20 protein-coding genes are annotated in these 23,220 nt (G+C 72.3%); 7 read left to right on the top strand and 13 right to left on the bottom strand.

Going from position 1 to position 23,220, the window contains the following annotated elements:
* Positions 1–2 precede the first annotated feature (2 nt).
* Positions 3–1,529 carry a right-handed parallel beta-helix repeat-containing protein gene (locus ACIRSU_RS23955; RefSeq protein ID WP_403795572.1) on the bottom strand — a complete coding sequence of 509 codons (1,527 nt, stop codon included), beginning with the start codon at positions 1,527–1,529 and terminating at the stop codon, positions 3–5.
* On the bottom strand, positions 1,526–3,385 hold the full coding sequence (locus ACIRSU_RS23950) for a DUF2264 domain-containing protein (RefSeq protein ID WP_403795569.1): 1,860 nt from the start codon (positions 3,383–3,385) through the stop codon (positions 1,526–1,528). Before ACIRSU_RS23950 ends, ACIRSU_RS23955 begins: the two co-directional genes overlap by 4 nt.
* Positions 3,386–3,559: 174 nt before the next feature.
* Here ACIRSU_RS23950 and ACIRSU_RS23945 point away from each other — a divergent pair, with 174 nt between their 5' ends.
* The 5 genes from ACIRSU_RS23945 to ACIRSU_RS23925 all read left to right on the top strand — a co-directional run bounded on the left by ACIRSU_RS23945 (position 3,560) and on the right by ACIRSU_RS23925 (position 8,883).
* Positions 3,560–4,672: a substrate-binding domain-containing protein gene (locus ACIRSU_RS23945; RefSeq protein ID WP_403795566.1), complete on the top strand. Its 1,113-nt coding sequence runs from the start codon at positions 3,560–3,562 to the stop codon at positions 4,670–4,672.
* Between the two features lie 99 nt (positions 4,673–4,771).
* Positions 4,772–6,097: an ABC transporter substrate-binding protein gene (locus tag ACIRSU_RS23940; RefSeq protein ID WP_403795563.1), complete on the top strand. Its 1,326-nt coding sequence runs from the start codon at positions 4,772–4,774 to the stop codon at positions 6,095–6,097.
* A 4-nt stretch (positions 6,098–6,101) separates the two neighbouring features.
* A complete protein-coding gene (locus ACIRSU_RS23935) occupies positions 6,102–6,989 on the top strand; it encodes a carbohydrate ABC transporter permease (protein WP_403795561.1) in 888 nt (295 codons plus the stop codon).
* Complete coding sequence (locus ACIRSU_RS23930; protein ID WP_403795559.1) at positions 6,986–7,846, top strand: carbohydrate ABC transporter permease; 861 nt, start codon at positions 6,986–6,988, stop codon at positions 7,844–7,846. The genes ACIRSU_RS23935 and ACIRSU_RS23930 overlap by 4 nt, the downstream gene beginning before the upstream one ends.
* A gap of 17 nt (positions 7,847–7,863) precedes the next feature.
* A complete protein-coding gene (locus tag ACIRSU_RS23925) occupies positions 7,864–8,883 on the top strand; it encodes a hydroxyacid dehydrogenase (RefSeq protein ID WP_403795556.1) in 1,020 nt (339 codons plus the stop codon).
* Here the strand turns inward: ACIRSU_RS23925 and ACIRSU_RS23920 are convergent.
* The gene (locus ACIRSU_RS23920; RefSeq protein WP_403795554.1) at positions 8,860–12,321 is read right to left on the bottom strand and encodes a hypothetical protein; all 3,462 of its coding nucleotides are present in this window, start codon (positions 12,319–12,321) and stop codon (positions 8,860–8,862) included. The two genes, ACIRSU_RS23925 and ACIRSU_RS23920, sit on opposite strands and share 24 nt — an antisense overlap.
* Positions 12,322–12,408: 87 nt before the next feature.
* On the opposite strand from ACIRSU_RS23920, the gene ACIRSU_RS23915 reads away from it, so the two are divergent.
* The gene (locus tag ACIRSU_RS23915; RefSeq protein WP_403795552.1) at positions 12,409–13,107 is read left to right on the top strand and encodes an ester cyclase; all 699 of its coding nucleotides are present in this window, start codon (positions 12,409–12,411) and stop codon (positions 13,105–13,107) included.
* 120 nt (positions 13,108–13,227) lie between these two features.
* Here the strand turns inward: ACIRSU_RS23915 and groL are convergent, their stop codons facing one another.
* The 3 genes from groL to ACIRSU_RS23900 all read right to left on the bottom strand — a co-directional run bounded on the left by groL (position 13,228) and on the right by ACIRSU_RS23900 (position 16,778).
* Positions 13,228–14,856 carry a chaperonin GroEL gene (gene groL, locus ACIRSU_RS23910; RefSeq protein WP_403795549.1) on the bottom strand — a complete coding sequence of 543 codons (1,629 nt, stop codon included), beginning with the start codon at positions 14,854–14,856 and terminating at the stop codon, positions 13,228–13,230.
* Positions 14,857–14,982: 126 nt separating this feature from the next.
* On the bottom strand, positions 14,983–15,291 hold the full coding sequence (gene groES, locus ACIRSU_RS23905) for a co-chaperone GroES (protein WP_020132158.1): 309 nt from the start codon (positions 15,289–15,291) through the stop codon (positions 14,983–14,985).
* 506 nt (positions 15,292–15,797) lie between these two features.
* A complete protein-coding gene (locus tag ACIRSU_RS23900; RefSeq protein WP_403795546.1) occupies positions 15,798–16,778 on the bottom strand; it encodes a polysaccharide deacetylase family protein in 981 nt (326 codons plus the stop codon).
* 101 nt (positions 16,779–16,879) lie between these two features.
* On the opposite strand from ACIRSU_RS23900, the gene ACIRSU_RS23895 reads away from it, so the two are divergent.
* Positions 16,880–18,064 carry a methyltransferase domain-containing protein gene (locus tag ACIRSU_RS23895; RefSeq protein WP_403795543.1) on the top strand — a complete coding sequence of 395 codons (1,185 nt, stop codon included), beginning with the start codon at positions 16,880–16,882 and terminating at the stop codon, positions 18,062–18,064.
* Here ACIRSU_RS23895 and ACIRSU_RS23890 read toward each other — a convergent pair.
* The 7 genes from ACIRSU_RS23890 to rimI form a co-directional block, all read right to left on the bottom strand.
* Entirely contained in the window at positions 18,009–18,695 is a 687-nt protein-coding gene (locus ACIRSU_RS23890; RefSeq protein ID WP_403795540.1) for a hypothetical protein, read from the bottom strand. The genes ACIRSU_RS23895 and ACIRSU_RS23890 overlap by 56 nt on opposite strands.
* Before the next feature lie 9 nt (positions 18,696–18,704).
* Positions 18,705–19,934 carry an RNA polymerase sigma factor gene (locus ACIRSU_RS23885; protein WP_403796447.1) on the bottom strand — a complete coding sequence of 410 codons (1,230 nt, stop codon included), beginning with the start codon at positions 19,932–19,934 and terminating at the stop codon, positions 18,705–18,707.
* A 90-nt stretch (positions 19,935–20,024) separates the two neighbouring features.
* Positions 20,025–20,381 carry a YciI family protein gene (locus tag ACIRSU_RS23880; RefSeq protein ID WP_403795537.1) on the bottom strand — a complete coding sequence of 119 codons (357 nt, stop codon included), beginning with the start codon at positions 20,379–20,381 and terminating at the stop codon, positions 20,025–20,027.
* 98 nt (positions 20,382–20,479) lie between these two features.
* Positions 20,480–21,343 carry a polysaccharide deacetylase family protein gene (locus tag ACIRSU_RS23875; RefSeq protein ID WP_403795534.1) on the bottom strand — a complete coding sequence of 288 codons (864 nt, stop codon included), beginning with the start codon at positions 21,341–21,343 and terminating at the stop codon, positions 20,480–20,482.
* A gap of 46 nt (positions 21,344–21,389) precedes the next feature.
* Entirely contained in the window at positions 21,390–21,632 is a 243-nt protein-coding gene (locus ACIRSU_RS23870; protein ID WP_403796444.1) for a hypothetical protein, read from the bottom strand.
* A 14-nt stretch (positions 21,633–21,646) separates the two neighbouring features.
* A complete protein-coding gene (gene tsaD / locus ACIRSU_RS23865; RefSeq protein ID WP_403795531.1) occupies positions 21,647–22,750 on the bottom strand; it encodes a tRNA (adenosine(37)-N6)-threonylcarbamoyltransferase complex transferase subunit TsaD in 1,104 nt (367 codons plus the stop codon).
* Positions 22,740–23,210, bottom strand: a complete 471-nt coding sequence (gene rimI / locus ACIRSU_RS23860) for a ribosomal protein S18-alanine N-acetyltransferase (protein WP_403796441.1) — start codon at positions 23,208–23,210, stop codon at positions 22,740–22,742. Before rimI ends, tsaD begins: the two co-directional genes overlap by 11 nt.
* Positions 23,211–23,220 lie beyond the last annotated feature (10 nt).

The following is a 23,220-nucleotide window of genomic DNA, read 5'->3' as shown; positions in this document are numbered from 1 at the left end:
CGCTAGTCCAGGCCGGGGCCCTCGTACGCGCCGATGTTCGGGGCCGCCGTCGCCGGCACGGCGTTCCCGAACCAGTCCCGGCCGCCGTTGTCCTCGATGACCGCGCCGGCGGACAGGGCCGGGGAGCCGGTGCCGAGCCGCAGGTCGGGGCGGAGCAGCGGGTCGGCGTCGAGGCCGCCGGGGTTCGGGCGGGTCATGGCGATGCCGTGGAAGAGGTCGTGGTCGAAGGAGAGCCCCGGTGTGGGGTTCTTGAAGCCGTAGCCGCCCGCCGCGCCCTCGCTGACGAAGATGTTGTTGCTGAAGGCGAGTTCGTGGCGGGTGGTGGCGGGGCTGCCGGCGTCGTCCTGGACGAGGTAGGCCGGGACGGTGGTCCGGTTGACGAACGTGTTGTTGTGGATCCGGGTGTTCAGGATCGGGCCCCAGCAGTTCTGGACGAGCCGGGCGCCGTCGTCGGTGCTGATGTTGTAGCGGACGACGGTGTCGAGGGTCTGGGCGCCGCTGTAGGGGCAGATCAGCAGGAAGCCGCCCTTGTTGTCATGGCTGTGGTTGTACTGGAAGACCGTGCCCCTGGACGCGCCGTCGGCGTCGAAGGACATGCCGTCCCTGGTGTTGCCGCCGCCGGAGACCTCGTTGTACTCGACGGTGGTGTGGTCGGTGTTGAAGGTCCAGACGCCGGCGTTGGCGGCCTTGGAGCGGAGCTGGAAGCCGTCGACGCGGTTGTGGTCGACGCGGGCGCCGCGGGTGGTGTCGAGCTTGATGCCGTCACCGGCGATCGAGGTCAGGGTGTTGTGGTGGATCCGGACGCCGAGGCTCGGGGTCCAGGGACCGGGGTAGGCGCTCGGGTCCTGCTGGTTGCCGACCAGATCGCGCTTGGAGAAGCGGGATTTGAAGTAGATGCCCTCGCGGTCGACGTCCCTGATGTCGTTGTGGTGGATCTCCAGGTCCTCGTACCAGCTGGGGACGGTCGTGCCCTCGACGGCGACGTGGATGGCGCTGGAGCCGGTGAGCGTCTTGTGGTCGCCGCCGCGGACGTCGTGGATGGCGAGGTGGTCGAGGGTGATGCCGGGCGCGGCGCCGTAGTCGGTGAGGCGGAGGCGGACGCCGTTGCGTTCGCTGCCGGGGGCGGCGGCGTTGGTGATCTCCAGGCGGGTGAGCCGCACGTGTCGGGTGTTGGCGAGGAGTACGGCGTCGTGGGCGCCGGCGCCGTCGATGACGGCGCGGCCGGGCGCGTCGCCGTAGTCGGCGATGGTGAAGGGGTACGCGGCCGAGCCGGCGCCCTGCGGCTGGAGCGTGCCGGTGCAGGTGGTGCCGCGCTTGAACAGGAGCGTGTCGCCGGGCCCGTAGGGGTGGGCGTCTGCCTCGGTCAGGGTGGTCCAGGGGTGTTGTGCGGAGCCGTCGCCCGGGCCGGTGGCGGCACAGTCGACGTGGTGGCGGTCGCCGGGCGGGGCGGCGGCCTGGGCGGGGACGGCGGCCAGGAGCGGGACGGCCAGGGCGGCGGCGAGAGCGGCGTACGGGCTGCGCGGGGTCACTGATCCTCCGAATCGGGGGCTTCGAGGGCGAGACGTGCGGTGGTGCCGTTCCGCCAGGTCACCGTGAGTGTGTGGGGGCCGGTGACCTGGACGTCTGCGAGGTCGGCCACGGGGGCCGGGTCGGGTTCCGCCGTGAGGGAGGCGAGGGAGACGAAGAGGGTGGCGGGGCCGGTCGTGGTGCCGTGCAGGGCTGGGGTGCGGGTCGGGCCGGGGCCCTGGAGGGTGGCGCCGGTGGGGAGTTCGGCGGCCTCGGGGCCGTAGCCGTGGACGGGGTGGAGCTGGGAGACGGGGGCGTCGGGGCCGGGGTGCACGGTCCAGCCGGTCTGCCGTACGGGTGTCCCTTCCGGGGCGCCGAGGACGAGGTGGACGCGGACCTCGGCGCGGCCGTGGACGAGGACGGCGGAGACGACCCGGACGCCGGGCAGCGGGCGGTGCGCGGAGACGGCCCGGTCGGGGCCGGTGCCGAGCGGGACGGCGGGGCCGCGGGTGGTGGCGGTGCCGTCGGGCCGGAGCAGCGCGAAGTGGTTGTCGGCGGGATCGGGGGCGGTGGTGGGTCCCGTACGGGTGGAGTAGGCGTGGCGGGCGTAGCCGGGCTCGTCGTCCGCTCCCCACTCGGTGGCCCCGACGTGGTTGCTGCCGTGGTTGTGGAGGCGGACGAGTCCGTCGGCCGCGGTGGTCTGGACGAGCAGGCCGGTGGGGCCGAAGGGCCGCACGGTGTCGGCGCGTTCGGCGGGCAGCGGCTCCTCGGTGGCGGTCCAGACGGGGTGGTCGGCGGGGAGCAGCAGGCCGAGGAAGCCCTTGGACGCCCAGTAGGGGGAGCCGGGTCCCGAGTAGGCCTGGAGCACGGGCTCGTAGGGGCCGTGCCAGCCGAGGGTGAGCAGGCCGTGCTCGTCGGTGGCGCCCCGGTCGAGGAAGTGGCGCAGGGCGCCGGAGGCGAGCCGGCGGGTGGCGCCGGGGGTGAGCGGGGTGTGTCCGGTGAGGGCGCCGAGCCAGGGGGCCGCGGCGGCGGCGAAGCGGTAGGTCAGGGACCGTCCGTACGGGACGGGGGCGCCGTTGGCGTCGAAGAGGTGGACGTGGTCGTCGAGTTGGGCGCGGAGGCGGGGGCCGTGGCGGTCGAGCAGCTCGCGGTCGCCGGCCAAGTGGGCGTGGAGGACGGGATAGAAGTGCAGGGCCCAGGCGTTGTAGTGGTCGAAGGCGCGGTTGTCGCCGTCGCTGTACCAGCCCTCGCCGAGGTACCACCGCTCGATCCGGTCGAGGGAGCGGCTGATGGTGGCTGCGGCGCGGTCGGTCTCGATGCCGGCGTCCTGGAGGAAGCCGGCGACGGTGAGGCCGAAGAGCCACCAGTTGTTGTCGACGGGGGACGGGTCGAGGGCGGGGAGCAGCCAGTCGACGGTCCGTTGGCGGACGTGGTCGTCGAGCCGGTCCCAGAGGCGGGTGCGGGTGAGGCGCAGGGCGAGGGCGACGGAGGCGGACTCGACGACGGCCTGGCGGGTGTCGGCCATGAGCGGCCAGGCGTCGGGTCCTTCGCCGCCGGGTTTCTCGGTGCCGGCGGCGAGTCCGGCGGCGTAGCGGTCGAGGTGGGTGTCCCTGCCGAGGAGCGCGGCGAGGAGGAAGGTGCGGGCGTAGCCCTCCAGGCCGTCGGAGCGGGCGCCGGACCAGCTGGGGCGGGGGCCGGGGAGATCGATCAGGCCGCCGCCGGGTGAGGCGTGGGGGCGGACGGCGAGCAGGAGGCGGTCGGCGGCGTCCTCCCAGTGGGCGCGGGTCCAGCCGGTGTACGGGCTGAGCTCCCGGCTCTCGGGCTCACGGTTCTCCGGCTCACGGTTCTCGGGCTCACGGTTCTCGGGTGGCGTGGGCATGATGCTCCCTGGAACTCGCTGGGGACGTCGGGCGTCGCCCGGAATCCTGAGGACGCTTCGATCGAACGTCAAGAGGCGAGGGAGCGAATGATCGAAACTCCTTCCGTTCGATCATTCCACCCCGGCCTGGTCTAAGGTCGGGTGACACCCACCACCGCAAGGGGGAACCGCACCGTGCGCGAGAGTGCTGCCGAACGACACGACCGACTGCTGGCCCTGGTGCGCGAGCGCGGCACGGCCCGCGTCTCCGACCTGGCCGGACTGCTCGGCGTCTCCCCCGTGACCGCCCGCCGGGACGTCGAGGCGCTGGCCGAGCGGGGGCTGCTCGACCGGGTGCACGGCCAGGTGTCCTGGCCGCGGGGCGCCCCGGGGCCGGCGGGTTCCGGGACCGGCGCCGGCGGCCTGGTGCTCGGCCTGCTCGCGCCCTCCGCCACGTACTACTTCGCCGAGGTCATCCGGGGCGCCCACGAGGCCGCCGCCCGGGCCGGCGCCCGGCTGATCCTGCGGATCTCCGACTACCGGCCCGAGGAGGACCGGGCCCGCACCGAGGGGCTGCTCGCGGCCGGCGCGGAGGGCGTGCTGGTGGCGCCCGGCTGGCGCGGGCCCGAGGACCGGCTCGCGTACGGGGACTGGCTCGCCGAACTGCCGGTGCCGGCCGTGCTCGTGGAGCGCCGGGCCGATCCGGGCAGCCCGCTCGACGGCCTCGACCGGGTGTCGTCCGACCACGCGCACGGGGTGCTGCTCGCCGTGCGCCACCTGCTCGGGCTCGGCCACGCGACCCCGCTCCTGGTGGCGCGCGGGGACAGCCCGACGGCGGTCGCGGTGCGCGCCGGGTACACCGAGGCGCTCGCCACGCTGGGCCTGCAGGCGCCGCGCGCGGTGATCGACTCCGTACCGGCGGAGACCGATCCGGAGGGCTTCGAGCGGGCGGTGCGGGCGCTGCACGCGGCGGTGGCCGGGGGGCGGGCGAGCGCGGCGCTCGTGCACAACGACGTGGACGCGATCCAGATCGTGCAGCGGCTCGCCGAGCTCGGGGTGCGGGTGCCGGAGGACCTGGCCCTGATCGCGTACGACGACGAGGTCGCCGCGCTCGCCGACACCCCGCTGACGGCGGTCGCCCCGCCCAAGCGACAGGTGGGCCGGCACGCCACGGAACTGCTCGTGGAGCGGCTCGCGGAGGCGTCCGCGGGCGGCGCCGGCGAGGAGCCCGCGAGGCGGCACCTGAGCCTGCTGCCGCGGCTGCGGGTGCGGGCCTCGTGCGGGGCGCCCCGGACAGAGACGGTCTGATCTTTTTTCGATCAATCAATCTTTCGCTCTTGACTTCGCTCATGAACCGTCCCAGGATCACGGCCAACCCGTCCGCGCCGCCGTGTCAGGAGCCGTGCCGTGAGCCTCAGTTGGAGCAGTTGGACCAGAACCACCCGTGTCATAGCCGGCACCGCCACCGCCCTGGCCGTCCTCACGGCCTGCGGCGGAAACGGTGACTCCGGTACCTCCAAGGACTTGTCCGGGCCCGTGACCATCACGTTCTGGGGCTGGGCCAAGGGCTCCAAGGACGTCGTCGACGCCTTCAACGCCTCGCACAAGGACATCCGGGTGACCTTCGAGGAGATCCCCTCGGGCACCGCCGGCGGCTACGCCAAGATCTCCAACGCGGTGAAGGCCGGCAACGCCCCCGACCTGGTCTCCATCGAGTACTCCTCGCTCCCCGAGTTCGTCTCCTCCGGCGCCCTGCAGGACATCGGCGACCAGTTCACCGAGCAGGACCGGGCCAAGCTGCTGCCGCAGGCCGTCGAGCTCACCACCCTGGGCGGCAAGAGCTGGGCCGTGCCCTTCGACGCCGCCCCGCAGGCCTTCTACTACCGCAAGGACCTCTTCGCGAAGTACGGCGTCGCGGTGCCGAGGACCTGGGACGAGTTCAAGTCGGCGGCGGAGAAGGTCAAGAAGGCCGACGCCAAGGCCCGGATCGCCACCTTCTTCCCGGACGACCCGACCACCTTCGAGGCCATGGCCTGGCAGGCCGGCGCGCAGTGGTTCAAGGCCGAGAACGACACCTGGAAGATCGACACCACCGACCCGGCCACCACCAAGGTCGCGAACTTCTGGCAGGGCCTCCTCGACGCCGACCTCGTCCACAAGAACGCCTCCTTCAGCCCCGAGTGGACCGGCTCCCTGAAGAACGGCACCACCATCGGCTACCTCGGCGCCTCCTGGGGCGCGGGCGTCCTCAAGGGCACCCTGCCCGAGCAGAGCGGCAAGTGGGCCGTCGCGCCCATGCCGAACTGGGGCACCCCCGCCAGCGGCATGCTCGGCGGCACCTCCTTCGCCGTCACCAAGGGCAGCGGGAAGAAGGCCGCCGCGGTCGAGTTCGCCGAGTGGATGTCCACCACCGAGGCCGGCGTGAAGGCCCGCATCTCCTCCGGCACCTCCAGCGCCTTCCCCGCCGCCACCGCGCTGCGCCCGGTCGCCAAGTCCGTCTTCGACGCGAGCTACTACGGCGGCGAGGACATCTACGCCCTCTTCGAGCAGTCCGGCGCCACCATCCAGCAGAACTGGGCCTGGGGACCGACCACCGGCACCACCAACACCACCATCAAGGACCAGTTCGGCAGGATCGCCAAGGGCGGCCCGACCCTCGCCGACGCCGTGAAGGCCGGCCACGACGCCACCGTCGCCGAACTCACCAAGCGCGGCCTGAAGGTCGAGGGCTGATCCCGTGAAGGCCCGCACCCGCGCGGCGGCGACCCTGCTGACCCCGTTCTTCCTGCTCTTCACCGCGGTGATGGTGGTGCCGATCGGCTACGCCGGCTGGCTCAGCCTCTTCACCGAGAAGCAGTCGGGGCTCGGCTTCGGCGGCACCGAGACCGTCTTCAGCGGACTCGACAACTACACCGCGGCGCTGGGTGACCGGGCCTTCCGCGAGGGCTTCGGCGTGCTGCTCGGCTACTGCCTGCTCTACATCCCGCTGCTGCTCGCCGGCGCCCTCGGCCTCGCCCTGCTGCTCGACTCCGCGCTCGCCCGCGCCCGCCGCTTCTTCCAGCTGGCGCTCTTCCTGCCGCACGCCGTCCCCGGCATCATCGCCGCGCTGATCTGGGTCTACCTCTACACACCGCAGCTCAGCCCGGTCGTCCAGGCCATGGAGGCCGGCGGCGTCGGCTTCGACTTCTTCTCCCCCGCGGGCTCCCTCCCCTCCGTCGTCAACATCGCGCTGTGGGAATGGCTCGGCTACAACATGGTGATCTTCTACGCGGCGCTGCAGGCCATCGACCGCTCCGTCCTGGAGGCCGCCACCGTCGACGGCGCCGGCGCCTGGCGGGCCGCCCTCGCCGTCAAACTCCCGCTGATCAGGCCCTCGCTCGTGATGGTGGCCCTGTTCACCGTCATCGGCTCACTCCAGCTGTTCACCGAACCGCTGATCCTCAACAAGGGCACGGGCTCGGCCGTCACCTCCACCTGGACACCCAACATGTACGCGTACACCGCCGCGTTCGACCGCAACGACTACGGCCTGGCCGCCGCCGCGGCCGTACTGCTCGCCCTGACGGCGGCGCTGCTGTCGTTCGCGGTGACGAGGCTGACCAGCCGGAAGGGGAAGGCCGCATGAGCACCACCCGCAACCGCCCCCAGAGCGTCTGGCTGTCCAAGGCCGCCGTCAACGGCGCCCTCGTCCTCGCCGTCGTCTACATGCTCTTCCCCCTCGTCTGGCTGCTCACCGCCGCCACCAAGGACGCCGGCGGACTCCTGGCCGGAGACGCCTTCTCCTTCGAGGGCTTCGACCTCGGCGGCAACCTGAGCCGGCTCGCCGCCTACAACGACGGCATCTACTTCCACTGGTACCTCAACAGCCTCCTCTACGCGGTCCTGGGCGCCCTCGGCTGCTCGCTGGTGAGCGTCGCCGCCGGATACGCCTTCGACAAGTACGACTTCCGGGGCAAGGAGCAGCTGTTCGGCGTCGTCCTGCTGGGCGTGCTCGTCCCGACCACCGCGCTCGCCCTGCCCATGTACCTGCTCGCCAGCAAGGTGGGCATCGTCAACACCTACTGGGCCGTCCTCGTCCCGGTCCTCGTCAACCCCTTCGGGGTCTACCTCGCGCGGGTCTTCAGCGCCGGCTACATCCCGAACGAGGCTCTCGAAGCCGCCCGTATCGACGGGGCCGGCGAGCTGCGCACCTTCTGGTCCATCGGACTGCGCATGATCATGCCGGGCTTCGTGACCGTCTTCCTCTTCCAGTTCACCGCGATCTGGAACAACTTCTTCCTCCCCCTGGTGATGCTCTCGGACCAGAAGCTCTTCCCGCTGAGCCTCGGCCTCTACGCGTGGAACAGCAACGCCCACGCCGAACCCGGCTACTACCCCCTCGTCGTCACCGGATCCCTGCTCGCCGTCGTCCCCCTCGTCGTCGCCTTCGTCTCCCTCCAGCGCCACTGGAAGGCGGGTCTGACCGCCGGCAGCGTCAAGTGAGGAGCGCAGTTCCCAGCATGCACCCCACCACTGACAACCGCCCCGGACTCCTGCTGGCCATGGGCCCGGGCGTCTCCGAACGGCTCCTCACCGACACCCACCGCGCCCGCCTCGCCGCCCTCACCCGCACCGACCCGCACCTCGTCGCCCACGACCTCACCGCGCCCACGCCCGAGGCCGCCGCCGCCCTCGCCGAGGCCGAACTCCTCCTCACCTGCTGGGGCGCGACCCCGCTCACCCCCGACGTCCTCGCCCGCGCCCCGCGCCTCAAGGCCGTCGTCCACGCCGCCGGCTCGGTCAAGCACCACATCACCGACGCGTGCTGGGAACGCGGCATCCGGGTCACCTCGGCCGCCGCCGCCAACGCGCTGCCGGTCGCCGAGTACACCCTCGCCGCGATCCTCATCGCCGGAAAGCAGGTCCTCCGCTCGGCGCAGCGGTACGCCGAACTGCGCACCGACCACGCCTGGCTGGCGGAGTCCGCCACCTGGGGCAACTACCGCCGCACCGTCGGCATCGTCGGCGCCTCTCGCATCGGCCGCCGGGTCCTCGACCTGCTGCGCCCCTTCGACCTCGACGTCCTGCTCTACGACCCGTACGTCACCACGCCCCCGCCCGGCGTCGAGCTCGTCGCCCTCGACGAGCTGTGCGCCCGCAGCAGCGTCGTCTCCGTCCACGCGCCCCAGCTCCCCGCCACGTACCGCATGATCGGCGCGGCCCAGCTCGCCGCGATGCCCGACGGCGCGACCCTGATCAACACCGCGCGCGGCTCACTGGTCGACGAGGACGCGCTGCTGCCGCACCTGGTGAGCGGCCGCCTGCACGCGGTCCTCGACGTGACGGACCCCGAACCGCCCGCGCCGGACTCCCCGTTGTGGGAGCTGCCCAACGTGCTGCTCACCCCGCACGTCGCCGGCTCGCTCGGCAACGAGCTGCACCGGATGGCCGACCAGGCGCTCGACGAGGTGGCGCGGTACGGGCGGGGCGAGCCGTTCGCGGAGGAGGTGCGGGCGTCAGATCTGCAGCGCTCGGCGTAGCCGGTCGGCCTCGGCGAGAACGAGCGGCAGGGCGTCGGGCTCACAGCGGAAGACGGCGGGCAGGACGTCGTACCAGCCCCCCACGTGCAGGGCGAGGGCGGTGTACGCGCGCGCCCGAGCGGGGTCGGTGTGGGCGCGGGCGAGGTCGGCGTAGACACTCGCGCAGCGGTACCCCTCGGAGTGCAGCCCGGCCAGGATCTCGGCCGCCCGGTCGTACTCGTCCGCCGCCACGAGATCCCCGGCGACGGAGAGCAGCAGGTCCGTCGCATTCTCCGGCGCCACCTCGCGGGCGTAGTCGACCGCCGCGTCATACGCGCCGAGCAGGACGAGGGCACGGGCGATGTGGGCCGCCTGGAACGACCGGTACGGGCCGTTGACCTGCGCCCTGGCCCGCCGCAGGCGCTCCCACGCCTCCTCCCTCCGCCCCAGGGCGAAACAGGCCCCGACCAGTTCCGGCACCACACTCGCGTCGAATTCGGCGGCGGCTGCCTGGCGCGTGGCTTCGTCGAGCCATTGGGCCGCCGCGTCCAGGTGGCCGTCCCGGGCCAGCCTCCACGCCAGCACCGCGCAGGGCCCCGCCGTCCCGGACCGGCCCCGGGCGCGCAGCAACGGCACGACGTACGGCCAGGCCCGGGCGTTCACCAGCTCGCGCACTGCGGTCGCGAAGAGGAAGCCGTAGGGAGGCCAATGGCCTTCGACCAGCCGCACCACGGCCTCGTACGCACCCTCGGCGGCACGGGCGACGACCACCTTCTCCAGCGCCTTCCCCCGGTCCAGGTCGTCCCCCAGGCTCCTGGCCAGCTCCTCCGCCCGGTCGAGCTGCCCCGTGGCCACGAGGGCGGGCAGCAGGCGGGAGACGTCCACAGCCGTGCCGTACCGCTCCACGTCCGCGAGGAGCGCCCGCGCCGTCGCCTCCTGCCCTCCGACCCGGGCCAGGCCCTCGACCACCGCCAGCAGGACGGCCGTCATGGACTTCGGCCCGGATCGCCGCAGCGCGCGTTCCGCCGAGGTGAGCAGCTCGACCGCGGCGGACCGCTCCCCCGCGTCGAGGTGGGCGTCCGCGATGCCGATGTCGGCCAAGGGGCCGAGCAGGCGGTTCTCCCTCAGCGCCGTCGCCTGTTCCCGCCGCCCCGCGTGGCACAGCGTCCGTGCGTACTCCGCGATCACCTCGTCCCACAGGTCGTCCCCGGCACTGATGAGCGCCCCGACCTTGTCGAGCTCGCCCGCGCGCAGGCGTGCCTTCGCGAGCCGCTCCCAGTCCCACTCCTCGGCGTAGGTGCCCTCCGCCTCCAGCGTCGCTTCCACCTCGTCCAGACACCCCATGTCGAAGGCCGTCTCGACGAGGGCGTGCGTGATCCAGCCGGTCTGCGGCTCCGTGGTCCCGGCGGCGACCCTGCGTGCCAGGTCCCAGGCACCGCCCCGGGCCAGCTCGACTCCCCATTCCGTCAGCCCCTGCTCGCTCCAGCCGAGCCACCGGTCGAGGCGCTCGTACTCCCCCACGGCCACCAGCGCCCGGACCGTCTCGCGCGACCGCGCGTCGACCCCGGCGTCGAAGGCCCGGAGCGCCATGGCCCGCAGTGCGGCCCCCCACGCCTCGTACCCGGCGTCCCGCAGGGCCCGCGAGCCGTCGAGGAGAACGGCGATCCCCATCTCCTCGGCGTCCTCGGCCACCTCCCTGAGCGACTGAACCGCCTCCTCCGCGTGACCCGCCGCGAGCAGTCCCCGGATCACCCGGTCCACGGCCCGGAGGTACAGACGGTCGTCGTCCTCGTCGTTCACGATCTCGATGGCTTTGTCGAACTCCTCCGCCGCACAGAGCGCGTCCACCAGGGCCAGCAGCGGGTCGATCCGGTCGTGGTCCTTCTCAAGGGTGCGGACCGCTCGCTCCGCCCGGGAGAACTCGCCCGCCTCCAGGAGCAGCGGTACGAGCTCCTGGACCATCATGTCGCGCTTGACCCGGCTCCCCGAGCCGAAGGTGATCGCCTCGATCTCCGCGACGAGCTCGGCTGCGCGCTCCCGGTCTCCGACGGCCAGCAGCCGTCTCGCGACCGCGCACAACCCGCCCGTCCACGCCTGCCCGCCACTCGTACGGACCTGCGCCAGGGCCCGGTCCAGCTGCCCGGCGGCGGCCCAGGACGCCGCCAGCGCGTCCGGGACGAAGGAGCCGCGGAGCAGATCGGCACGCCGGACCGCTAGTCGCAGCATCGTCGTGAGGAGCCCCGCCGGTTCGGCGCCTTCGAGCACCGCCTCGCCTGCCGTGCGCACCTCGCCCAGGGGCGCGCCGACGCCGCCGGTCACCTCCACGAGCCGGTCGTGCCGCGCCTCGTCCAGCGCGCACGTGACCATCCGGTCCACGTCACCTGCCATCCGCAGCATCGGGACGTATCCGTGCAGCAGATAGGCGGGCGTCCGCTCGGGCCAGCCCCGGTCCCGCCAGTTCTCCGCCCAGTAGTGCAGCACATCGCGCCACCGGTCCAGCGCGGCTTCCCCCAGCATCTCCCGGGCCGCCGCCGCCAGTTCCTCGTGACCGAGCAGGTAGGCGTCGCCGCGCAGGGCGAAGGTCCGGCCGGGACCCGTCCGCAGCACGTCCCTGATCTCGTACCGCTCTTCGCCGGTCAGCTCCGCGAGGTCGTCCGCCGTCAGGCCGCCGCCCGCCGCCGTGAGCAGGGCGAGGAGGTCGTACGGAAGTCCGTCGGCCGCGAGGAGTCGCTTCAGTTCGCGTTCGGCCTCGAACCTGATCGCCCTGGCCTGCGGGGACGGGGCGAGGATCCGTACGACCGCGGGGTCGCGCAGCGGGTGGTCGTCGGGGACGTCCGGCGGGAGCGGCGGGTTCAGCCGGCCGGAGACGATCACGTGCGCGTCGGACGGGAGCAGGGCCGCGATGGAGTGGGTGTCCGGGCCGGTGGTGACGCCCCGGTCCTCGTCGAGGCCGTCGACGAGGAGGACCAGGCGCTCGCCGCGCTCGGCGCAGGCGCGGGCGGCCGAGGCGTGCAGACGCAGCAGATGGGCTTCCCTGGTGGCAGCGGTGAGCAGGGCGGGAAGTGGCTCGCCCGTCAGTTCCGCGAGCTGTTCCAGGACCACGTCCACGTATGCGACGGAGTCGTTCTGGCCGGCCCAGCGGGCCGTGACGAAGAAGGGGACGATCCGCACCCCGGGGGGCGGGTTCAGCGCGAACCACGAGAGCAGCGCGGTCTTCCCCGCCCATGCGTCCGCCCGCCACCACAAGTATCCGGGCTCCGCGCGGCAGAAGGCGGCCAGCTCCGCCAACTCCGCTTTCCTGTCCGGGAGTTCGGCCGGTGCGATGCGGCGAACCTGTTCCCAGTAGCCCGACCGGACGACGGGCACGGCCCCGACCACGACCCGGTTGCCGTCGCCGATGACGACGATGCCGTTCTTGTTGTCGACCGTGACCGGCCGCTCCCCCGCGCCCCGCTCCATGGCGCCCATGCTGCCAGGGCGCCGCGGCCGCCGGGGCCTAAAATGGAAGAGTTCCAGCGGGTCCGGGAGACGTCCCCGGGAGGCGCCATGACCTTCGTACAGATCATCGATCTCAAGACCAGCCGGGCGGAAGACCTGAACCGGCTGATGGACCAGTGGGTCGAAACGACCAAGGGCAAGCGCACCGCCACCCACAGCATCGTCGGCAAGGACCGCTCCGACTCCTCCCATGTCGTGGAGATCGTCGAGTTCCCCTCGTACGACGTGGCCATGCGCAATTCGCAGCTCCCCGAGACGGACCGGATCTTCAAGGAGATGGTCGCGCTCTGCGACGAGATGCCCACCTTCACCGACCTGGACGTCGTCCGGGACGAGGCCCTCTACAAGGCCAACTGCCGCCGTCTCTTCGAGCTGCTCGGGGCCGAGGGAGAGATGCCGCCGCTCGACGAGGTGGTCGCGGAGTCGTACCACGACCACGACCCCAACAACGAGCAGGACACCATCGGCATGGACGCGCTGCGGCGCGAGGCCGAGATGTGGCGGCAGGGCTTCGACTTCGATTTCGAGATCAACGACCAGATCGCCGAGGGCGACCGGGTGTGCACGCGCTGGACCTGGAACGCGACCCACACCGGCGACTTCATGGGGCTCCAGCCCACGGGCATGACGGTGGCCATGACCGGGATGACCGTCTACCGCTGCCGGGAGGACGGGAAGATCGTCGAGGGGTGGTGGCAGTACGACCTGCTCGGGCTGATGGGGATGCTCGGCGCGGTCGAGGCGTGAGGAAGCCGAGGCGTAAGGAAGTCGGAAACGCGCCGAGGCCCGGTACTCCCGCGACGGGAGTACCGGGCCTCGTGACACTCAGGTGTCAACGACCGGTGTCAGTGACCGGTGTCAGTGACCTCAGTGGGAGTGGCCGTGACCGTGGCCGTGGCCCGCGTCCGCCGGCTCCTCTTCCTTCTTCTCCACCACGAGGGTCTCGGTGGTGAGCAGCAGGGAGGCGATGGAGGCGGCGTTCTCCAGGGCGGAGCGCGTCACCTTGACCGGGTCGATGACGCCGGCCTTGACCAGGTCGCCGTACTCGCCGGTGGCGGCGTTGAAGCCGTTGCCCTTCTCGAGCTCCGCCACCTTCGAGGTGATGACGTAGCCCTCGAGGCCGGCGTTCTCGGCGATCCAGCGCAGCGGCTCGACGGCGGCGCGGCGGACGACGGCGACACCGGTGGCCTCGTCGCCGGTCTTGTCGAGGTTGCCCTCGAGGACCTTGACGGCGTGGACGAGCGCGGAGCCACCACCGGAGACGATGCCCTCCTCGACCGCGGCGCGGGTCGCGGAGATGGCGTCCTCCAGACGGTGCTTCTTCTCCTTCAGCTCCACCTCGGTGGCGGCGCCGACCTTGATCACGCACACGCCGCCGGCCAGCTTCGCGAGGCGCTCCTGGAGCTTCTCGCGGTCCCAGTCGGAGTCGGTGGCGTCGATCTCGGCCTTGATCTGGTTGACGCGGCCCGCGACGTCCTCGGAGGAGCCGGCGCCGTCGACGATGGTGGTGTCGTCCTTGGAGACGGTCACGCGGCGGGCGGTGCCCAGCACGTCCAGACCGGCCTGGTCGAGCTTGAGGCCGACCTCCTCGGAGATGACGGTGGCGCCGGTGAGGACGGCCATGTCCTGGAGCATCGCCTTGCGGCGGTCACCGAAGCCGGGCGCCTTGACAGCGACGGCGTTGAAGGTGCCGCGGATCTTGTTGACGACGAGGGTGGAGAGGGCCTCGCCCTCGACGTCCTCGGCGATGATCAGCAGCGGCTTGGAGCCACCGGACTGGATGACCTTCTCGAGCAGCGGCAGGAGGTCCTGGATGGAGGAGATCTTGCCCTGGTTGATCAGGATGTACGGGTCGTCGAGGACGGCCTCCATACGCTCCTGGTCGGTCACCATGTACGGGGAGAGGTAGCCCTTGTCGAAGGCCATGCCCTCGGTGAAGTCGAGCTCCAGGCCGAAGGTGTTGGACTCCTCGACGGTGATGACACCGTCCTTGCCGACCTTGTCCATGGCCTCGGCGATGAGCTCGCCGACCTGCTGGTCCTGCGCGGAGAGCGCGGCGACGGCGGCGATGTCGGCCTTGTCGTCGATCGGGCGCGCGGTCGCGAGCAGCTCGTCGGAGACGGCCTTGACGGCGGCGTCGATGCCCTTCTTCAGGGCGGCCGGGGAGGCGCCGGCGGCGACGTTGCGCAGACCCTCGCGGACCAGGGCCTGGGCGAGCACGGTGGCGGTGGTGGTGCCGTCACCCGCGATGTCGTTGGTCTTGGTCGCCACCTCCTTCACGAGCTGGGCGCCGAGGTTCTCGTACGGGTCCTCGAGCTCGACCTCGCGGGCGATGGTGACGCCGTCGTTGGTGATGGTGGGGGCGCCGAACTTCTTGTCGATGACGACGTTGCGGCCCTTGGGGCCGATCGTCACCTTCACCGTGTCGGCCAGCTTGTTGACGCCGCGCTCAAGGGCGCGACGGGCGTCCTCGTCGAACTTCAGGATCTTCGCCATGGGAGCGGTTCAGCCCTCTCGGAAATCGTTGTAACGAAACTGCGCCCCACGACGCCCGCGGGAATCGAGGGGGTCGGGGGCGCAGCTCAAAGCATCGGTGAGGTGCCTTGGATGGTCCTCGGTGACTTACTTCTCGATGATCGCGAGAACGTCGCGAGCCGAGAGGACGAGGTACTCCTCGCCGTTGTACTTCACCTCGGTGCCGCCGTACTTGCTGTAGAGCACGACGTCGCCGACCTTCACGTCGAGCGGAAGGCGCTCGCCGTTCTCGAAGCGGCCCGGACCCACGGCGAGGACGGCGCCCTCCTGGGGCTTCTCCTTCGCAGTGTCCGGGATGACCAGGCCAGAGGCGGTGGTCTGCTCGGCGTCGAGCGGCTGGACCACGATGCGGTCCTCGAGCGGCTTGATGGCAACCTTGGAGCTGGTGGTCGTCACGATCCGACCTCCCCCTTCGGAGATCTCACGGGGTTAACTGTCTGAGGTGGCGACCAGGTGGATCCGTCGTCGCGGGTGCCGGACCTGCCCGTCGCTGTGTTGGCACTCTCCTGCGGGGAGTGCCAGAGCCGAGACTATGACCGCGATTAGCACTCGGTCAAGCGGAGTGCCAATTCACGACCCCGTGGCGTGCTCCGTCGCTCGTGAAGGGGGAACGCCCGGACGGATTCCGTGGTTCCGTGCGAGAGGTACGACGGGCGCTGCAGGCACGACGGACGCTGCGGGTACGACGGACGCTGCGGGTACGGCGGGTGCGGGAGGCGCCGAAGGATCGCGCACCACCACCGGCCTCGGGTGCGGATGGGGACGCGGGCGCGGATGCGGGGTGACCTTCTCGGCCGCCTTGCGGCCGAGCCGTTCGATCGGGTCGACCGAGGAGGCGCAGGCCGGGAGGGCGAACAGCGCGCCGGCCAGGGCCAGGGCGGCGGTGAGCCGGCGCGCCCGGCTCACACGTAGTCCTCGAGCTTCGCCACCGCGTACCCCTTGTCCGTCACGGTCTTCATCACCCGTCGGATCATGTCCGGCATGGTGCCCTTCCAGTCCTCCTTGCCCCGGAAGTGCGTGAGGATGATGTCGCCGGGGTGCAGGTCCCGGTCCCACTCGCGCCACTCCATGTGGTCGGGGAACGCCTCCTCCGCCCACAGCGGGACCGCCTTCACGCCGCACGACTTGGCCGCCGTCAGGGTGTCCTCGTTGTAGTTGCCGTACGGCGGGCGGAAGAGCCGGGGCCGCTTGCCGAACTGCTTCTGGACGATGTCCTGCATCCCGCAGATCTGCTTCTTCTGGTCGTCGTAGTCGAGACCGGGCAGATAGGGGTGGGTGAGCGTGTGGTTGTGGAGCGAGACCCCGGAGGCCTGCATCTTCCTGAAGTAGCCGTAGTCGTCCTTCACCAGGTAGTTGCTGAGGAAGGCGCTGTACGGGATCTTCAGGTCGCTCATCATGCGCAGCAGGTCGGGGTCCTTCTCGGCGCCGTCGTCGATCGTCAGGAAGACGATCTTCTGCTTGGTCGGCACGGTCGTGAAGACCGGTGGCAGGTCCTCGCCGTCGGTCTCGAATCCCTTGCGGGTGGTGATCTCCGGCTTGACCGCGGGCGGCTCGGGCGCGTCGAGCGGCGGCTTGGCCAGGCCCCACTTCTTGGCCGCGGCCACGCGCGCGGCCCGCGCCGCGCGCACCCGCTCCACGTACGCGTCGAGCGCGCCGGCCGGGCCCTGCCTCACCGCGGCCTTGCCTCCGGCCTGCTTGCCGGCCGCCTGCTCGCCCGCGACCTGCTGTCCGGCGGCCGGCTTGGGCTCCTTCGCCGGTACGGGGGTGTCGTCGCCGCCCGACCCGGCGCAGGCGGAGCCCAGCGCGGCGACGAGCAGGGCGGCGCCGGCCACCCGCACCGAGCGGAATGCTCTTCTTTTTCCCTTTTGTCGTACTAGCTGCATGGCGCCGCATCCTGTCAGCGCCGCGCCGCTCCACCGCCCCGACACCACCGGCGCCGCCCGCACCATCCCCCGGGCGGCCCACACCGCCCGCGACCACGACAATGGGTGGGGTGACCGACCTCGCCGCCTTCGCCGCCCTGCTCGCCCCCGAGGGGCAGGCCCTGCTCGACACCCTGCGTGACTACGACCCCGCCCAGGAGCTGGCCGTCGCGTCCCGGCTGCGCCGGGAGCATCCCGCCGAGCTGGTGTCGGCGGCGCTGGGGCAGGCCCGGCTGCGGCAGCGGGCGGTGGCGAAGTTCGGCGCGGAGGACGCGTACCGGATGTACTTCACGCCGAACGGCGTCGAGCAGTCCACCCGCGCCACCGTCGGCGCCTACCGCGCGGCCCGCCTGAAGGCGCTCGGCGTCGGCAGCGTCGCCGACCTGTGCTCGGGCATCGGCGGAGACGCGATCGCGCTCGCGCGGGCCGGGATCACGGTGCTCGCCGTCGACCGCGACCCGCTGACCGCCGAGACCGCGCGCGCCAACGCGGCGGCGCTCGGGCTCGCGGAGCTGATCGAGGTGCGGTGCGCGGACGTGACGGAGATCGACCCGAGCCCGTACGACGCCGTGTTCGTCGACCCGGCGCGGCGCGGCGGTCGGGGCCGCATCTTCGACCCGGAGGCGTACTCGCCGCCGCTCTCCTGGGCGGTCGAGGCGGCCCGGAAGGCCCCGCACGCGGCCCTGAAGATCGCGCCGGGCATCCCGCACGAGGCGGTGCCGGAGGAGGCCGAGGCGGAGTGGATCTCGGACGGCGGCGACGTGAAGGAGGCCGTGCTCTGGTTCGGCACCGAGCCGGGCGCCCGCCGGGCCACGCTGCTGCCCGGCGGCGCGTCGCTCACCGGGGGCACGCTCCCCGACCCGGCGGTCCGGCCCGTCGGGCGCTATCTGTACGAGCCCGACGGCGCCGTCATCCGGGCGCACCTGGTGGCCGAGGTCGCCGCGGAGCTCGGCGGCGGACTGATCGACGAGACCATCGCGTACGTGACGGCGGACGAGCTGCGCCCCACCCCGTACGCCGCCGCCTACGAGATCACCGACGAACTCCCCTTCAACCTCAAGAAGTTGAAGGCCCTGCTGCGGGAGCGGGAGGTCGGCACGCTCACCGTGAAGAAGCGCGGCTCGGCCGTCGAACCCGAGGAGATCCGCCGCAAGGTGAAGCCGAAGGGGCCCAACTCCGCGACGGTGCTGCTCACTCGGGTCGCGGGAGCCCCGACGATGCTGATCGGGCACCCGGCGGGCCGCTGACCGGGCCGGTGAGACGCAGCGCCATCCGGTAGTGCCCGACGGCCTTCACGAGGCCCGTGAGGCCGGTCACCCAGAGGATGAGCGCCACACCCATCCCGTACACGACGAACGGGTAACCGCCGTTGTCCCGCGTGGTGTTGAGCGGCACGGCGAAGGCCGTCCACAGGCCGACCGCGCACATCGCGCAGGACAGCAGCAGCCAGCAGACGCTCAGGCCCGGTGCGCGCAGCCGGGCGTCGGCGGCGGCGTCGCGGTCGAGCGCGGCCCACGCGATCAGCCGCTCGCGCACCACCCGGTCGCGGCGCAGGCTCCGTACGGTCAGCCAGACGGCCGGGACCAGCACGCCGATCCCGAGGATCCCGCTGAACAGACAGAGGATCCAGGAGAGCGGATCCACGATCGCACCGCCGTCGACGGCCGTGAGGCCTGCGCCGACGAACCCCCAGCCGAGTTCGAGCAGCAGGAACCAGGTCAGGAAGAGCGTGAGCCGCCCGACGCCGAGGAAGCGGCGCTGCAGGTCGTCGAGGGCGAGCGCCCGGTCGGCGAGCCGGGCCGCGCGGTCCGGCCAGCTCTGCAGCTCGGCGGGCGGCGGGGGCGGCGGGAGATACGGCAGAGCGGTACGGCGCGACATGCCGTGAGCCTAACCTCCGGACTCCGGGGCCTGTGCGGCCCGTTGGAGCAGGAGGGCCCGTTCCCGCTCGTTACGGGTCAGGGCGGCGGCCCGCTCGAACTCCGCCCGCGCCTCGGCGCCCCGGCCGAGGCGGGCCAGGAGATCGCCGCGGACGCTCGGCAGCAGGTGGTAGCGGTCCAGGCCGGGCGCGGCGGCGAGAGCGTCGACGAGGGCGAGGCCGGCCTCGGGTCCGTCGGTCATGGAGACCGCCACGGCCCGGTTGAGCTCGACGACCGGCGAGGGCGCGACGACGGCGAGCCGCCCGTAGAGCGCGGCGATGGCTGCCCAGTCCGTGTCCGCGTACGTCACCGCCCGCGCGTGGCAGGCGGCCACGGCGGCCTGCAGGGCGTACGGCCCGGTCACGCCGCCCGGCACGCCGCCACCCGCCTCGACGGCCCGCTCCAGGGCCGTGAAGCCGCGCCGGATCAGCAGTCGGTTCCAGCGCGTGCGGTCCTGGTCCGCGAGCAGCACGGGCGCGCCGTCCGGCCCGGTACGGGCCGCGGTCCGCGACGCCTGGAGCTCCAGGAGCGCGGCGAGGCCGTGCACTTCGGGCTCCTTCGGCATCAGCGCGGCGAGCTGCCGGGCCAGCCGGAGGGCGTCCTCGCACAGGCCGGGGCGCAGCAGGTCGTCGCCCGCGGTGGCCGCGTACCCCTCGTTGAAGACCAGGTAGATGACCTCCAGGACCGAACCGAGCCGGGCCGCCCGGTCCGCCCCGTACGGCACCTCGAACGGCACGCCCGCCCTGGCGAGCGTGCGCTTGGCCCGCACGATCCGCTGGGCGACCGTCGGCTCGGGGACGAGGAAGGCGCGGGCGATCTCGTCGGTGCGCAGGCCGCCGACGAGCCGCAGGGTGAGCGCCGTGCGGGCGTCGGCGGACAGCACCGGGTGGCAGGCCGTGAAGACGAGCCGCAGCATGTCGTCGTCGATGTCGCCGGGCCCGGACGGCTCGGGGTCGTACGCCTCCTCGTCGAGCGTCCGGCCCACCTCGGCCAGCTTCCGCGCGTACGTCTCGCGCCGTCGCACCAGGTCGACGGCGCGGTGCTTCGCGGCGGCCGTGAGCCAGGCGCCCGGGCGGTCCGGGACGCCCGACTCGGGCCACTGCTCCAGGGCGGCGAGGAACACGTCCTGGGCGATCTCCTCGGCGATGCCGACGTCACGGACGATCCGGGCCGCGGTCGCGATGATGCGCGCCGACTCCATCCGGAAGACCGTCCCGAGTGTGTTCCGCAGGGTGCTCTCCACCGTCACCCTTCACACTCTGGCAGGCGCCTGTGACATCGGCGCGCGACATCAGCCCTCGTCGAGCTGGCGCAGCTCCAGGCCGACGGTCCACTGCGCGGGGTGGACCTCCAGGAAGCGCCGGCCCCACTCCAGGGCCTCGGCCTTGTCCTTGCACTGCATCAACGCGTAGCCGCCGACGACCTCCTTGGTCTCGGTGAACGGGCCGTCGGTGTACGACAGCTTGCCGTCCTGCCAGGTGATCCGGGTGGCCTGGTCGGTCGGCAGGAGGCCGGCCGTGTCGAGCATGACGCCCGCCTTGGTGATCTCCTCCAGGAGGGCGCCCATCCGCGCGCCGAACTCGGGGCCGGCCTCCTCCATGTCGATGGTGTTCTCCTCGATGCGGACGAGGGACAGGAAGCGGGGCATGGTGACTCCTCGGGGTGCGGTGGCGGGGCCGTTCCCCGCCTTCCACTCATACGTCGAACGGGAGAGGCCCGCATCGACACCCGGGGGCGATTCTTTTTCTAGAGGTAGTCCTCCAGGCGCGCCACCGTGAAGCCCTGCTCCTGGATGTGCCGGAGCAGGTTGGCCATCATCTGCGTCATCGTGCGGCCCTTGAGCTCGGACGGGCCGCGGAAGTGGGCCAGGATGATGTCGCCGGGGTGGAGCTTCTTGTCGCCGCGCTGGTACTGCATGTTCTGGATCTGCATGGACTCGCGCCAGAGCACGATCGCGTCGAGGCCGCACTGGTCGGCGGCGGCGCGGGTGGCCTCGTTCCAGTTGCCGTAGGGCGGGCGGAAGAGGCGGGGCGGCCTGCCGTACTCCTTGGTCAGCTTCGCCTGCTGGCCGCAGATCTCCCGGTGCTGGGCCTCCGCGGAGAGGGTGCGCAGGTTGGGGTGGGTGAGGGTGTGGTTGCCGATGCCGTTGCCCTCGGCGGCGAGCCGGGCGAAGTAGGGGTAGTCCGAGCGGATCGAGGCGTCGGTGAGGAACATCGTCACCGGCACCTTGAGGTCGCGCATCATCTCGACGAAGCGGGGGTCCTTCTCGGCGCCGTCGTCGATCGTGACGAAGACGATCTTCTGGTCGGTCTCGATGTCGCTGACGACGGGTACGGGCCCGCCGGCCGCGCGCCGCTGCACCGGCTTCTTCGCGGGCGGGGCCGGCGGGGCCGGGAAGGGCTTGAGGCCCCACTTGCGGTACGCGGCCGTGCGCGCCGCCGCGGCAGCCGCGGCGGCGTCCGGGGCGGCGTCCGGGGCCTTGTCGCCCACGGTCGGGGCGGCCTTGGGGACGCCCCCGGAAGGGGCGTCGGCGTCGGCCGCCGTGCAGCCGGTCGTCGCGAACAGAGCCACGGCGGTCAGCACCGCCCACAGCGCGATCGTCTTCTTCACGCGCTGTGGGATGCCCGATCACGGCGAAAGGTTGCTCGAAGTACGACTATCCGACTGATTCGAAGCGCCAGCGGTGCACCGGACGGGTGATCAGCTCCCCGTCCGGCTCCGGCAGCTCGGGCAGTTCCGCGTCGAGGCCGTCCGCCGTCTCCCACCACGTGAGGACGAGGACCCGGTCCTCAGGCGCGCGGAAGGTCTCCCGGCGCACCGGCTCACCCGGCAGCTCCTGCGCCCGCGCCCAGTCGAGGAGTTCGGCGCCCCGCCCCTCGGCGGCCCGGGCCTCCCACATCAGGGTCACCGTGGTCACGAGTAGAGGTTCTCCTTGCTGACCTCGTGCACGTGGTCGTGGCCGTGGTGGTGGTTCCCCGGCACGTGCGACTCCGTCACCGGCAGCGACGAGTCCGCCGACAGCTCCAGGTCCGAGGCCGCCCGCCCGCGCGCCACCATCTCGGCGCCGAGCGCCGCGACCATGGCGCCGTTGTCCGTGCACAGGCCCGGCCGCGGCACCCGCAGCCGGATGCCGGCCCGCTCGCAGCGCTCCTCGGCGAGCGCCCGGAGCCGCGAGTTGGCGGCCACACCGCCGCCGATCATCAGGTGGTCGACGCCCTCGTCCTTGCAGGCCCGGACGGCCTTGCGGGTGAGCACGTCGACGACCGCCTCCTGGAAGGACGCGGCCACGTCCCGCACCGGCACCTCCTCGCCCGCGTTCCGCTTGGCCTCGATCCAGCGGGCCACGGCGGTCTTCAGACCGGAGAAGGAGAAGTCGTACGCCGGGTCCTTGGCGCCGCTCAGGCCGCGCGGGAAGGCGATGGCGGCCGGGTCGCCCTCCTTGGCGAGCCGGTCGATGACCGGGCCGCCCGGGAAGCCCAGGTCCAGGACGCGCGCGATCTTGTCGAAGGCCTCGCCCGCCGCGTCGTCGATGGTCGCGCCCATCGGCCGCACGTCGGAGGTGATGTCGCTGGAGAGCAGCAGCGAGGAGTGGCCGCCGGAGACGAGCAGCGCCATCGTCGGCTCGGGCAGCCGGCCGTGCTCCAGCTGGTCCACGCAGATGTGCGAGGCGAGGTGGTTGACGCCGTAGAGCGGCTTGCCGAGGGCGTACGCGTACGCCTTGGCCGCCGAGACGCCGACGAGCAGCGCGCCCGCCAGGCCGGGGCCCGCCGTGACGGCGATGCCGTCCAGGTCCTTCGGGGAGACGCCGGCGGTCTTCAGGGCGCGCTCGATCGTCGGGACCATCGCCTCCAGGTGCGCGCGGGAGGCGATCTCGGGGACGACGCCGCCGAAGCGGGCGTGGGTGTCGACGCTGGAGGCGACGGCGTCGGCCAGCAGGGTGGTGCCGTGCACGATGCCGACGCCGGTCTCGTCGCAGGAGGTCTCGATGCCGAGTACGAGCGGTTCGTCAGCAGCCATCTGAATCAGTCTCTGTTCCTTGAACGGTGTGTCGCATCACGAGCGCGTCCACGTTGCCGGGCTGGTAGTAGCCGCGGCGGAAGCCGATGGGTTCGAAGCCGAAGCGCTCGTAGAGCTTCTGGGCCCGGGTGTTGTCCACGCGCACTTCGAGGAGGATCTCCTCGCACTCGAAGGCGGTCGCGGCCTGGAGGAGGTCGGTGAGGAGCCGCGCGCCGAGGCCGGTGCCCCACTGGTCGCGGGCGACGGCGATGGTCTGCACGTCGCCGAGCCCGCCGGCCGCGGCCAGCCCCGCGTACCCGACGAGCCGGCCGGACGCGTCCTCGGCCACCACGTAGTGCCGGGTCGCGCGCGGCCCGCGGGCGTGCGCGAGCTCCGACCAGAACATCCCCTCCGACCAGGCGTCCTCGGGGAAGAGCTCGGCTTCGAGCGCGAGCACGGGCCCCAGGTCCCACCAGCGCATCTCACGGAGC

Source organism: Streptomyces sp. NPDC101160 (genome assembly GCF_044768205.1).
Taxonomy (GTDB): domain Bacteria; phylum Actinomycetota; class Actinomycetes; order Streptomycetales; family Streptomycetaceae; genus Streptomyces.
This window is presented reverse-complemented; position numbering and strand designations above follow the sequence as displayed.